This is a genomic window from Streptomyces sp. NPDC104831 (assembly GCF_055583025.1).
The window spans coordinates 4,387-16,569 of the sequence record NZ_JBVJOT010000063.1; the positions used below are offsets into that span (position 1 = coordinate 4,387).

General features: G+C 75.4%; 11 protein-coding genes and 1 pseudogene. 9 read left to right on the forward strand and 3 right to left on the reverse strand.

The window, feature by feature from the left end; translation table 11 throughout:
• The first annotated feature begins 176 nt into the window (after positions 1-176).
• Positions 177-458: a hypothetical protein gene (locus tag ACZ63H_RS32125; RefSeq protein WP_467933776.1), complete on the forward strand. Its 282-nt coding sequence runs from the start codon at positions 177-179 to the stop codon at positions 456-458.
• 180 nt (positions 459-638) lie between these two features.
• Here the strand turns inward: ACZ63H_RS32125 and ACZ63H_RS32130 are convergent, their stop codons facing one another.
• Complete coding sequence (locus tag ACZ63H_RS32130) at positions 639-1,139, reverse strand: MarR family winged helix-turn-helix transcriptional regulator (protein ID WP_469871144.1); 501 nt, start codon at positions 1,137-1,139, stop codon at positions 639-641.
• A gap of 147 nt (positions 1,140-1,286) precedes the next feature.
• Between ACZ63H_RS32130 and ACZ63H_RS32135 the strand changes: the two genes are divergently transcribed.
• The 5 genes from ACZ63H_RS32135 (at position 1,287) to pepN (ending at position 7,443) form a co-directional block, all read left to right on the forward strand.
• On the forward strand, positions 1,287-2,234 hold the full coding sequence (locus ACZ63H_RS32135; RefSeq protein ID WP_469871146.1) for an EamA family transporter: 948 nt from the start codon (positions 1,287-1,289) through the stop codon (positions 2,232-2,234).
• A 41-nt stretch (positions 2,235-2,275) separates the two neighbouring features.
• A complete protein-coding gene (locus ACZ63H_RS32140; RefSeq protein WP_469871148.1) occupies positions 2,276-3,211 on the forward strand; it encodes a DMT family transporter in 936 nt (311 codons plus the stop codon).
• 23 nt (positions 3,212-3,234) lie between these two features.
• Positions 3,235-4,143, forward strand: a complete 909-nt coding sequence (locus ACZ63H_RS32145) for a LysR family transcriptional regulator (protein WP_469871150.1) — start codon at positions 3,235-3,237, stop codon at positions 4,141-4,143.
• A gap of 305 nt (positions 4,144-4,448) precedes the next feature.
• Positions 4,449-4,694, forward strand: a complete 246-nt coding sequence (locus tag ACZ63H_RS32150) for a hypothetical protein (RefSeq protein ID WP_469871152.1) — start codon at positions 4,449-4,451, stop codon at positions 4,692-4,694.
• Between the two features lie 172 nt (positions 4,695-4,866).
• Positions 4,867-7,443: an aminopeptidase N gene (gene pepN / locus ACZ63H_RS32155; RefSeq protein ID WP_469871154.1), complete on the forward strand. Its 2,577-nt coding sequence runs from the start codon at positions 4,867-4,869 to the stop codon at positions 7,441-7,443.
• On the opposite strand, the gene ACZ63H_RS32160 is transcribed toward pepN, so the two are convergent.
• Entirely contained in the window at positions 7,440-8,378 is a 939-nt protein-coding gene (locus ACZ63H_RS32160) for a LysR family transcriptional regulator (protein WP_469871156.1), read from the reverse strand. The two genes, pepN and ACZ63H_RS32160, sit on opposite strands and share 4 nt — an antisense overlap.
• An 88-nt stretch (positions 8,379-8,466) precedes the next feature.
• Between ACZ63H_RS32160 and ACZ63H_RS32165 the strand changes: the two genes are divergently transcribed.
• On the forward strand, positions 8,467-9,693 hold the full coding sequence (locus ACZ63H_RS32165) for an MFS transporter (protein WP_469871158.1): 1,227 nt from the start codon (positions 8,467-8,469) through the stop codon (positions 9,691-9,693).
• Between the two features lie 23 nt (positions 9,694-9,716).
• Here ACZ63H_RS32165 and ACZ63H_RS32170 read toward each other — a convergent pair whose 3' ends face one another.
• On the reverse strand, positions 9,717-10,736 hold the full coding sequence (locus ACZ63H_RS32170; RefSeq protein WP_469871160.1) for an aspartate-semialdehyde dehydrogenase: 1,020 nt from the start codon (positions 10,734-10,736) through the stop codon (positions 9,717-9,719).
• A gap of 332 nt (positions 10,737-11,068) precedes the next feature.
• On the opposite strand from ACZ63H_RS32170, the gene ACZ63H_RS32175 reads away from it, so the two are divergent.
• Both ACZ63H_RS32175 and ACZ63H_RS32180 read left to right on the forward strand, forming a co-directional pair.
• Complete coding sequence (locus tag ACZ63H_RS32175; protein ID WP_469871162.1) at positions 11,069-11,617, forward strand: RNA polymerase sigma factor; 549 nt, start codon at positions 11,069-11,071, stop codon at positions 11,615-11,617.
• Position 11,618: 1 nt separating this feature from the next.
• Positions 11,619-12,183, forward strand: a pseudogene (locus tag ACZ63H_RS32180) (hypothetical protein); the annotation flags it as partial.

The window sequence follows — 12,183 nt, forward strand, 5'->3', positions numbered from 1 at the left end:
TGGGCGTGTGCTCGAGGGTGAGGACGTGGAGGAGGCGGCACGGGGATCCCCCCCCCCCCCCCCCCCCCCCCCCCCCCCCCCCCCCCCCCCCCCCCCCCCCCCCCCCCCCCCCCCCCCCCGCGCCGGTAAGGCACCCCGGGCGCGCGGCCTTCGGCCCGGTTCGCTAACTTGAATGCGTGGACAAGAACAACGCCCTGCGCGCCGGCGCCCTGGCCGCCGGTACGACGCTGATGATGCTGCTCATGTCGTCCCCCGCGCTCGCGCTGACCCGCGACGACGGTGACGACCCCGGCCCGGGCCTGAGCGTCATCCAGACGCTGGGCCTGTACGTCTTCCTCCCGCTGGTGCTGTTCGTGGTGATCGCCGGCCTGGTCATGGTGCTGGACAGGTCGCGGGCCAGGAAGGACACCACCTCGTCCAACATCAACGTGAAGCCCGGGGCCGGGGCCAAGGCCTGACCGCCCCGCCGGTTCCTTCGCCGGGGGCGCCCGTCCTCCCGTGGTTGCGCGCGTACGCCGCACCCGGGTGAGACCGGCGCCCCCGGCGTTTTCGCGTGCGCGGCACCGGGACGGCCGGCGCCCCGGCGCCCGCGCGCGTCGGCGGGCGGCCGGCCGGCGCCCGCGAGGCGGCCGGTGCGGCTACTCGGCCGTCGTGGCGAGCAGCTCGCGCAGCAGGCCGGCCAGCAAGCCGGCCTGCTGCGGGTCCAGGGCGGCCAGCGCCGCGCTCTCCTCGGCGAGGCCCGCGTCCACCGCCTCGTCGACGAGCCGCAGCCCCTCCTCGGTGAGGGTGACCCTCAGACCGCGCCGGTCGTGCGGGTCGGGGGAGCGGCGCAGCAGCCCGGCGCGCTCCAGCTTGTCCAGGCGGCCGGTGGTGCCGCCGGTGGTCAGCATGAGCGTGGCCGACAGCTCGCGCGGCGACAGCGTGTACGGCTCGCCGGAGCGGCGCAGGGTGGCCAGGACGTCGAACTCGCCCCGGGTGATGCCGTAGGGCCGGTACGCCCGTTCCATCCGGTCGCCCATCGCGCGGGAGAGCCGGAAGATCCGGCCGAACACCTCCATCGGCCGGGTGTCCAGCTCGGGGCGCACCCGCGCCCACTGTTCGATGATCGCGTCGACCGGGTCGGCTGGCTGTGCGTGCATGGGCCGAGTATCGGCCCCTTTCCGCTTGCCCGCAAGAAAGCCACTTGCAACTAAGTAGCTTAGAGCTAAGCTACTTACCAGCTACCCAAGCTGCCCGATGGTCCGTCCACGCGCGGCCACCGCGCCGTGACCTCCGAAAGGCCCGCCATGGCCCTCCGCACCCCCGGCGCGACCGCCGTCGTAGCCGCCACCGCGCTCGCCCCCGTGTCCTGGGGCACCACCTACGCGGTCACCACCGAGTTCCTGCCGCCGGACCGCCCCCTGTTCACGGCCCTGCTGCGCGCCCTGCCCGCCGGACTGCTGCTGCTCGCCGCCACCCGGGTGCTGCCGCGCGGCACCTGGTGGGCGAAGGCGGCCGTCCTCGGCGCGCTGAACATCGGCGCCTTCTTCCCGCTCCTGTTCGTCGCGGCCTACCGGCTGCCCGGCGGGATGGCCGCCGTCGTCGGCTCCGCCGGGCCGCTCTTCGTCGTCGGCCTCTCGGCGCTGCTCCTCGGGCAGCGGCCGGCCCCGCGCACGCTGCTCACCGGGCTGGTGGCCGCGCTCGGCGTCAGTCTCGTCGTACTGAAGGGGGCCGGCGCGCTGGACCTCGTCGGCGTCCTCGCGGCCCTCGCCTCCACCGTGTCCATGGCGGCCGGCACCGTGCTGACCAAGCGCTGGGGCCGCCCGGCGGGAGTGGGGCCGCTGGCGCTCACCGGCTGGCAGCTCACCGCGGGCGGCCTGCTCATCGCGCCGCTCGCGCTGCTGGCCGAGGGCGCCCCGCCCGCCCTCGACGGCCGGGCCGTCGGCGGCTACCTCTACCTCGCCCTGGCCAACACCGCCCTCGCCTACTGGCTCTGGTTCCGCGGGATCGGCCGGCTCACCGCCACCCAGGCCGGATTCCTCGGCCCGCTCTCCCCGCTGACCGCCGCCGTCGTCGGCTGGGCGGCCCTCGGCCAGGCGCTGACCCCGGTGCAGACGGCGGGCATGGCGCTGGCGTTCGGAGCGACGGTGGCGGGACAGCTGGGCGGCGGCGGAACTCCCCAACTGTTCAGGAAAACTGAAAAGAACGATCGAAAAGATTCGATGGACCTGATGGTTCCGGCCCTGCGACGGTAGGACCACCCCTCCTCCCGCCGACCCGCCCGGAAAGGCCCCCTGTGCCCGCAGCCGCGCACCAGACCGCCCCCGTCACCGCTCCCGCGCCCCGCGCCCCCCGCTCCCGGCAGGCCGCCGCCCCGCTCCTCGGCCTCGCCTGCGCGGCGCTCGCCACGGTCGTCTGGTCCGGCAGCTTCGTCACCGCACGGGGCCTGCACGACAGCGTCCCGCCCCTCCAGCACGCCTTCTGGCGGTGGGTGATCGCCCTGCTCGCCGTCGCCCCCTTCGGCGCCCGGCGGGCCTGGCGGCAACGCCACCTCTTCCGGCGCCACGCCCGCTACGTCCTGCTCGCCTCCCTCCTCGGCGTCGCCCTCTACAACACCCTCGTCAACCAGGCCGGCCTGACCACCCCGGCCGCCACCATGGGCATGATCATGGCCGCCTCGCCGGTGCTCATGGCCGTGTTCGAGCGGCTGGGCGGCGTACGGCTGGGCGCCCGGCGCACCACCGGGCTGCTCCTGGCGTGCGCGGGCGTGGTGCTGCTGGTCGCCGGCGGCGGCGCGGACTTCTCCCCGGGCACCCTGTGGATGCCGGCCGCCGCCTGCTGCTTCGCGGGCTACAGCGCCCTGCTGCGCCGCCGGCCGGCCGAACTCCACCCCACCGCCTTCCTGTTCACCACGTTCCTCGCCGGCACCGTGCTGCTGCTGCCCGCGCAGGCCGCGAGCCTCGCCGTGCAGGGCGGCTTCCGCCCCGCGCCCGGCACGGTCTGGCCCCTGCTCTACGTCGGCGTGGCCTCCTCCGCGCTGGCCTTCTTCGCCTGGAACAAGGCCATCGCCCTGATCGGCGCCACCCGCGCCGGCATCGTCTACTACCTCCAGCCGGTCTGTGTCGCCGCGCTGTCCTGGGCGCTGCTCGGCGAACACACCGGCCCGGCGGCCCTGTTGTGCCTGGCGCTGATCATGGCCGGGGTGGTGCTGGGCGCGGGCTCCCGCCGCTGAGGGCGCCGTGTAGCGTGCGCCCCATGAGCGAGTGGGACCTGAGGAAGCTGCGGATCCTGCGCACCCTGCGCGAACGGGGCACGGTCACCGCGACGGCCGCGGCCCTGCACATGACCCCGTCGGCGGTGTCCCAGCAGCTCACCGGCCTCGCCGCCCAGCTCGGCGTGGACCTGCTGGAGGCGCGGGGCCGCCGGGTCCGGCTCACCGACGCGGCCCGGCTGGTGCTGGCCCACACGGAGCCGGTGTTCGAGCAGCTGGAGCGGGCGGACGCGGCCCTGGCGGCCTACGCGCACGGCGACGCCGGCGAGGTCCGCGTCGGCGCCATCCCGACCGCCGTTGCCGCCCTGGTCGTCCCCGCCGTACGGGCCCTCAGGCAGACCCACCCCCAAGTGGGCGTCCGGGTCCGGGAGACGGAGGCCGCCGAGGCGTACCGGCTGCTGGCCGCCGGGGACGTCGACCTCGCCGTGTCCCTCGCGGCCGAGGCCCCGAGCGCCCCGGACCCCCGCTTCACCCACGTCCCGCTGCTCGCCGACCCGCTGGACGTGGCCCTCCCCGTGGACCACCCGCTCGCCACGGCCCCCGGCCTGACCCTCACCGACCTCGCCGCCGAACCCTGGATCTACGGCGGCAGCGGCCCCTGGTCCGACATCACCCGCCGCGCCTGCGAGGCGGCCGGCTTCAGCCCCCGCCAGGGCCACTCGGCCTCCGGCTGGACCGCGATCCTCGCCATGGTGGAGGCGGGCATGGGAGTCGCCCTCGTCCCGAGGACGGCGGCAGACCCCCGCACCGCCGTGACCCTCCGCGAACTGACCGCGAACCGCCCGGTCCGCCACGTCACGGCCTCGGTCCGCAAGGGCGCCACCTCGGCCAGGGCCCTCACCCACACCCTGGACGCCCTGACGGCCGCGGCCGGACGGATCGGCCGGGGCTGAACCCCCGGTCCGCGGCCGGGGCGCCGGGTGCCGGTGACCGCGGGGCGGGCGAGCGGGTGGCGGCCCCGGCGGAGGGCGCAGGACGGTGGCCGAGATGCCGGGGGTCCGGGGGGCCGCTAGCGTGTTGGAGGAGGGCCGCGATCGGGCGGTGTGCCCACCGTCGGCGAGTGCCCTGGTCACGGACCCCGGCAGGGCGTGGGCCGTACCCCTCGCCCCCGCGGCACCAGCACCCGCGCGCACCGCCGCAGCGGCCGTCGCCCCCGTACCGGAAACCCCCGACGAGGGCGTGGAAGGAAGGTAGGCCCATGAAAGCACAACGCGTGAGGCGTCTTCTCGCGGTATCCGCGGCCGGTGCCGTCCTGGCCGGTGGCGCCGCCATCGGCACGGCGGGTACGGCCTCGGCGGCCGCCCCGCGGCAGGTCTCCACCCACCACGGCTGCTTCGACCGCGGCTGGGGGAACGGCTGCGGCTTCGCCCGGAACGACTTCTTCGGCAACGGCTTCCGCAACGGCCTCGTCGGCACCGGTGTCGTGGTGATCGTGGTGGGCTGAGCCGGGACCACCGGGTCCGCCACGCCCCCGGCCGGACGGGCCGGCCACCGACGGCCGCCCGTCCGGCTTCGGCGTGTCCGGCGCCGCGCACACCGGCGGGGGACGGACATCGCGTTCCCCGTCACTCCCATGGAAGGATGACGCAACCGACACATAACGAGGAGATGACCGCGTGCCTGGCACAAACCTGACTCGCGAAGAGGCGCAGCAGCGGGCCGAGCTGCTCACCGTTGACTCGTACGAGATCGATCTCGACCTCTCCGGCGCGCAGGGTGGGGGTACCTACCGGTCCGTGACCACGGTGCGCTTCGACGTCACCCGGGGCGGCACCGAGTCCTTCATCGACCTGGTGGCGCCGGCCGTCCACGAGGTGGTCCTCAACGGCGACCGGCTCGACCCCGCCGAGGTCTTCGCGGACTCGCGGATCGCCCTGCCGGGCCTGCTGGAGGGCCCCAACGTCCTGCGCGTCGTCGCGGACTGCGCCTACACCAACACCGGCGAGGGCCTGCACCGCTTCGTCGACCCGGTGGACGAGCAGGCCTACCTGTACACGCAGTTCGAGGTCCCGGACGCCCGCCGCGTCTTCGCCTCCTTCGAGCAGCCGGACCTGAAGGCCACCTTCCGGTTCACCGTGAAGGCGCCCGAGGGCTGGACCGTCATTTCCAACTCGCCGACGCCCGAGCCGAAGGACAACGTCTGGTCCTTCGAGCCGACCCCGCGCATCTCGACGTACATCACCGCGCTGATCGCCGGCCCATACCACTCGGTGCACAGCGTGTACGAGAAGGACGGCCGGTCGGTGCCGCTCGGCATCTACTGCCGGCCCTCGCTCGCCGAGTTCCTGGACGCCGACGCGATCTTCGAGGTCACCCGGCAGGGCTTCGACTGGTTCCAGGAGAAGTTCGACTACGCCTACCCGTTCCAGAAGTACGACCAGCTGTTCGTGCCCGAGTTCAACGCGGGCGCCATGGAGAACGCGGGCGCGGTGACCATCCGCGACCAGTACGTCTTCCGGTCCAAGGTGACCGACGCGGCGTACGAGGTGCGCGCGGAGACCATCCTGCACGAGCTGGCCCACATGTGGTTCGGCGACCTGGTCACCATGGAGTGGTGGAACGACCTGTGGCTGAACGAGTCGTTCGCCACCTACACCTCCATCGCCTGCCAGGCCGCCGCGCCCGGCTCCCGGTGGCCCCACTCGTGGACCACGTTCGCCAACTCCATGAAGACCTGGGCCTACCGGCAGGACCAGCTGCCGTCCACCCACCCGATCATGGCGGACATCCGCGACCTGGACGACGTGCTCGTCAACTTCGACGGCATCACGTACGCCAAGGGCGCCAGCGTGCTCAAGCAGCTCGTGGCGTACGTCGGCGAGGACGAGTTCTTCCAGGGCGTGCAGGCGTACTTCAAGCGGCACGCGTTCGGCAACACCCGCCTGTCGGACCTGCTGGGCGCCCTGGAGGAGACCTCCGGCCGGGACCTGAAGACCTGGTCGAAGAAGTGGCTGGAGACGGCCGGCATCAACATCCTGCGCCCCGAGGTGGAGACGGACGCCGACGGCGTCGTCACCTCCTTCGCCGTCCGCCAGGAGGCCCCGGCGCTGCCCGCCGGCGCCAAGGGCGAGCCGGTGCTGCGCCCGCACCGCATCGCGATCGGCCTCTACGACCTGTCCGACGCCGGCAAGCTGGTGCGCACCGACCGGATCGAACTCGACGTCGACGGCGAGCTGACCGCCGTACCGCAGCTGACCGGCAGGCGCCGTCCGGCCGTGGTGCTGCTCAACGACGACGACCTGTCCTACGCCAAGGTCCGGCTGGACGAGCGGTCGCTCGCGGTGGTCACCGAGCACCTCGGCGACTTCACCGAGTCCCTGCCGCGCGCGCTGTGCTGGGCGTCGGCCTGGGACATGACGCGGGACGCCGAACTGGCCACCCGCGACTACCTCTCCCTGGTGCTGTCCGGCATCGGCAAGGAGTCCGACATCGGCGTGGTGCAGTCGCTGCAGCGCCAGGTCAAGCTGGCCGTCGACCTGTACGCCGACCCGTCGGCGCGCGAGGCGCTGCTGACCCGCTGGACCGACGCCACGCTGGCCCACCTGCGCGCGGCCGAGGCGGGCAGCGACCACCAGCTGGCCTGGGCCCGGGCGTTCGCGGCGACCGCGCGCACGCCGGAGCAGCTGGACCTGCTGGAGGCCCTGCTCGACGGCACGCAGACCGTCGAGGGCCTGGCCGTGGACACCGAGCTGCGCTGGGCGTTCGTGGAGCGGCTCGCGGCCGTCGGCCGGTACGACGAGACGGAGATCGCGGCCGAGTACGAGCGGGACAGGACGGCGGCCGGCGAGCGGCACGCGGCCACCGCCCGCGCGTCCCGCCCGACGGCGGAGGCCAAGGCGGAGGCGTGGGCCTCGGTCGTCGACTCCGACAAGCTGCCCAACGCCGTGCAGGAGGCCGTCATCGGCGGCTTCGTGCAGACCGACCAGCGCGAGCTGCTCGCGCCGTACACCGACCGGTACTTCGAGGTGCTCAAGGACGTGTGGGCGTCGCGCTCGCACGAGATGGCCCAGCAGATCGCCATCGGCCTGTACCCGGCGGTCCAGGTCTCCGAGGAGACCCTGGCCAGGACGGACACCTGGCTCGCCACGGCCGAGCCGAACGCGGCCCTGCGCCGCCTGGTCTCGGAGTCCCGCGCGGGCATCGAGCGGGCCCTGCGGGCCCAGGCCGCGGACGCGGCGGCCACGACCCGCTAGCCCACGGCCGAGGGGGCGCCCGGCACACCACCGGGTGCCCCCTCGGCGGACCGGCCCGCCCCGCGGCCCGCTTCCAGCCCCGCCAGCACCCGGGCGAACTCCCGGACCGTCTCCGTCTCCGTGTCGCGGTGCCAGATCAGGCCGAGCGCGGAGTCGGGGACGCCGTCCACGGGGACGTAGGCGATGTCGGCGCGCTGGTGCTGGGCGGCCGTCGGGTGGCACAGCAGGAGGGCGCCGCGACCGGCGGCGGCCAGGCACAGGGCCTCCTGGAGGGTCGTCGCCGCCGGGCCGGGCAGCGCGCCGGGGGCACGGGCGGCCCGCCAGTACGGCGGGGCCGGAGCCGTCACCCCGATCAGGGGCACCGCCGCGAGGTCCGCCGCGCCGACCCGGTCCCGCGCGGCGAACGCGTGCCGGCGGGCGACGGCCAGCGCGTGCCGCTGCCGGGAGAAGACCGCGCCGAGGACCAGGTCCGGTTCCTCCACCGGCAGCAGCACCACCGCCGCGTCCACCGTGCCCCGCCGCACCGCCCCGAACGGATCCGCGTACGGGATCTCCACCAGGTCGACCGAGCGGGCCGGGGCCGCGGCCTCGAACGTCGAGACCGCCTCCAGCAGTTGCGCGTACACCGTCCCCTGGAAGCCCAGCCGCAGCGGCCCGGCCCCGCCCCCGGCCACCGCCCTGGCGTCCGCCACCGCCGCGTGCAGCGCCCCGTACGCCGGACGCAGCCGCTCCAGGAAGCGTTCGCCGAGCGGGGTCAGCGCCACCCGGCGGCTGGAGCGGTGCACCAGCCGGGCGCCCACCCGGCGTTCCAGCGCGGCCAGCAACTGGCTCACCCGGCTCTGCGAGACGAACAGCCGCTCCCCGGCCCGACCGAAGTGCAGCTCCTCGGCGAGCACCAGAAAGCACTCCAACTCCCTTAACTCCAGCCCGGACACGCGACTCCCTCCGCCGATCACTCCCGCTCATGCAAGGGTGAGCGGATCGCCGTTGTTCCCGCGCCGTCCGCGGCAAAGGCTTGAGGACATGGTCTTCCGCCGAACCCGCACCCCCCACCCCGCGCCCCGGCCCGGCGCCCCGGCACCCCGCCCGGACCGGCCCTGGGCCGCCGTCGGCATGCTCGCCGCCGCCACCTTCGCCGTCGTCACCACCGAAATGCTCCCCGTCGGCCTGCTCACCTCGCTCGGCGCGGGACTGGACGTCTCCGCCGGCACCGCGGGCCTCGCGGTCACCCTGCCCGGCCTGGTCGCCGCCGTCGCCGCGCCGCTGCTGCCGGTCGCCGTGCGCCGCGCCGACCGCCGCACCGTGCTGTGCGCGCTGCTGCTCCTGCTCGCCGCCGCCAACCTGCTCACCGCGCTCGCCCCCGCCTTCCCCGTGGTGCTCGCCGCCCGGCTGCTGGTCGGGGTGTGCATGGGCGGGGTGTGGGCGGTGGCCGCCGGGCTCGGCGCGCGGCTGCTGCCGGGGCCCTCGGCCGGCCGGGCCACCGCCCTGGTCTTCAGCGGGATCGCCGTCGCCTCGGTGCTCGGCGTGCCCGCCGGAACCCTCCTCGGCGCGGCGGCGGGCTGGCGCGCCGCGTTCGCCGCGATGACCGGCTGCGCGCTGCTGGTGGCGGCCGGGCTGGCCGTCGTCCTGCCGCCGCTGCCCGCCGAGGGCGCGGTCCGCCTCGGCACGTTCCCCCGGCTGCTCGGCACCCCGCGGGTGCGGTGGCTGCTGATCACCATCGCCCTGCTGGTCACCGGGCACTTCGCCGCCTACACCTACGTCCGTCCCGTCCTGGAGCGCACCCCGGGCACCGGTCCGGGGCTGGTCGGCGCCCTGCTGCTCGGGTACGGGGTCGCGGGCGTCGCCGGGAACTTCGCGGGCGGCGCGCTCGCGGCCCGCCATCCGCGCCGCGCCCTGCGGCTGATCGCCACCGTCCTCGGCGCGGTCGTCCTGCTGCTCGCCCCGGCGGGCGGCTCCGCCCTCGGGTCGGCCGCGCTGCTGCTGGTGTGGGGACTGGCGTACGGCGGGGTGTCCGTGTCCGGCCAGCGGGCCCTGACGGCCGCCGCGCCCGAGGCCCCCGAGGCCGCGTCCGCCCTGTTCGCCGGGGTGTTCAACGCCGCCATCGCCCTCGGCGCGCTGGCCGGCGGACGCCTCGCGGACGGCCCGGGCCTGACCGCCGTCCTGCTCACCGGCGGCGTGCTCGCGGGGCTGGCGGCCCTCACCCCCACCGCCCCGGTCCGCGACGCGCACGGGGCGGTCACGTCACCGTGACCGCCCCGGCTTCGCACGCGTCGCTACTTGCCCGACAGCTCCGCCGCCACCAGCTCCGCGATCTGCACCGCGTTCAGCGCGGCGCCCTTGCGGAGGTTGTCGTTGGAGACGAACAGGGCCAGGCCGTTGTCCACCGTCTCGTCGCGGCGGATGCGGCCGACGTACGACGGGTCCTGGCCGGCCGCCTGGAGCGGGGTCGGGATGTCCGACAGGGCCACGCCCGGCGCCTTCGCCAGCAGCTCGGTGGCCCGCTCCGGGGAGAGCGGACGCGCGAAGCGGGCGTTGACCTGGAGGGAGTGGCCGGAGAACACCGGCACGCGCACGCAGGTGCCCGAGACCTTCAGCTCCGGGATCTCCAGGATCTTGCGGGACTCGTTGCGCAGCTTCTGCTCCTCGTCGGTCTCGTTCGTCCCGTCGTCCACGACGGAACCCGCGAGCGGGAGCACGTTGAAGGCGATGGTGCGCTTGTAGACCTGCGGCTCGGGGAAGTCGACCGCCTGCCCGTCGTGGGTGAGCTTGTCGGCCTCGGCCGCCACCTTCTGCACCTGGCCGTGCAGCTCGGCCACGCCCGCCAGACCCGAGCCGGACACCGCCTGGTAGGTGGCGACGACGAGCGCCTCCAGCCCGGCCTCCTCGTGCAGCGGCCTCAGCACCGGCATCGCGGCCATCGTGGTGCAGTTCGGGTTGGCGATGATGCCCTTGGGGCGGTCGGCGATCGCGTGCGGGTTCACCTCGGAGACCACCAGCGGGACCTCGGGGTCCCTGCGCCAGGCCGACGAGTTGTCGATCACGACGGCACCCTGCGAGGCGACCTTTTCGGCCAGGGCCTTCGAGGTCGCACCGCCCGCCGAGAACAGCACGATGTCCAGGCCGGTGTAGTCGGCGGTCGCCGCGTCCTCCACCGTCACACCGTCCAGCACGGACCCGGCCGAGCGGGCCGAGGCGAACAGGCGCAGCTGCGTGACCGGGAAGTTCCGCTCCACGAGGATCCTGCGCATGACCGTGCCGACCTGACCGGTGGCTCCGACGATTCCGACCCTCACGGCGACTCCCTCTTGTGTGTCTCTTGCCTGACCGGGGCGTTTCCATCATGCGGCCGACCCCGGTCCACCTGTCCAATTCTTTGCCGGGTGTGCCCGGGGAATGGGACACCGGTGCCCCGCGAACGGTTCCATACGTCCGCCCGGCACGCCGCTGAGCTGGAGAAATTCCCTCCACGGCGGTCCCGCGCCGCAAGCTGTGCCGTCCCGGACCCTGCCCGCGCGGGCCCCCGCCATACGAAGGTGTGACGTACGCCTCTCCGCCCGGCCGCCGCGCACCGAACGTTTCGGCCCGGTGCCGCGTCGTAGGGGCACACGCGTGAGGGGGGTGGCTTGTGCTGCGCGGAAGGACGCGCCGCGACCAGGGGGTGTTCGCCGCCGGCCGGGACCGGGCCGGTGACGATCCGCTGGACGCGGCCCAGGAACGCCGGGTGCGGGCGGTGCTCGCGCTCGGCGGGGTGCCGCAGTCGGACCTGCCGGACGGGGTACAGCAGGTACGGCTGCGACTGCTGGAGCGGGCCGCGAGCGGGCGTGAGGCGCCGCGGGACGTGTCGGCGTGGGCCGCGGTCGTCGCGTCCAACCTGGCGATGGACTGGCACCGGGCCAAGCGGCGCCAGGAACGGCTGGGGGAGCGGCTGGCGGCGCTGCGCGAGCCCGCGGGGCCCTCCGGGGAGGAGACCAGCCTGCTCTCCCTCGCCGTCGCCCGCGGCCTCGACCGGCTGCCGGCCGCCCAGCGGCAGGTGGTCGTCCTGCGCTTCTTCGCCGACCTGCCCGTGCGGGACATCGCCGAGGCGCTGGACGTCCCCGAGGGCACGGTCAAGAGCAGGCTGCACACGGCGGTCCGGGCCCTGCGCGCCCGCCTGCACGAGGACGAGGTGGTGTGACATGCCCGCCGACCGGGAGAACGTGGGGCGCGCGGGGGACGCCGGGGGCCGCGAGGGCCGTGGGGCGTACGGGGCGGGCCGGGCAGGGCGCGGTGACGAGCGGGCGGGCGAGGGGGACGAGCGGGTGCGCGAGGGGGCCGGGGAGCACGGCGGGGAAGAGCGGGGGGAGTACGGCGGCATGGACGCCCTGATGGCCGCGATCACCGGGGAGCCCTTGCCGGCACCGGCCCACCGGGACCCCGCCTTCCTCGCCGCGCACCGGGCCGCCGAGGCCGACCTGGCGCTGCTGCGGGACGGCCTGGCCCGGCTGGCCGAGACGCTGACGGGGGAGGAGGACCGGCGGCGGGAGCCCACGACCGGGCCCGGCCCGCGCGGGCGGCGACCCGGCGGGGACCGGGCGGCCCGGCGTGCGGCGGTCCCGGGCACGCCGGCCGGTGACGCGGTGGCGGGTGTTCCGGGGGCCGGTGACACGGCCGGGACGCCCGGCGGGGCCGTGTCTGGCGGGGACCGGGCGGCCCGGCGTGCGGCGGCCCCGGGCACGCCGGCCGGTGACGCGGTGGCGGGTG

Coding starts and splice junctions, on each gene's coding strand:
- ACZ63H_RS32130 (WP_469871144.1), bottom strand. CDS start 1,139: ATGCACGCACAGCCAGCCGACCCGGTCGACGCGATCATCGAACAGTGG.
- ACZ63H_RS32135 (WP_469871146.1), top strand. CDS start 1,287: ATGGCCCTCCGCACCCCCGGCGCGACCGCCGTCGTAGCCGCCACCGCG.
- ACZ63H_RS32145 (WP_469871150.1), top strand. CDS start 3,235: ATGAGCGAGTGGGACCTGAGGAAGCTGCGGATCCTGCGCACCCTGCGC.
- ACZ63H_RS32150 (WP_469871152.1), top strand. CDS start 4,449: ATGAAAGCACAACGCGTGAGGCGTCTTCTCGCGGTATCCGCGGCCGGT.
- ACZ63H_RS32165 (WP_469871158.1), top strand. CDS start 8,467: ATGGTCTTCCGCCGAACCCGCACCCCCCACCCCGCGCCCCGGCCCGGC.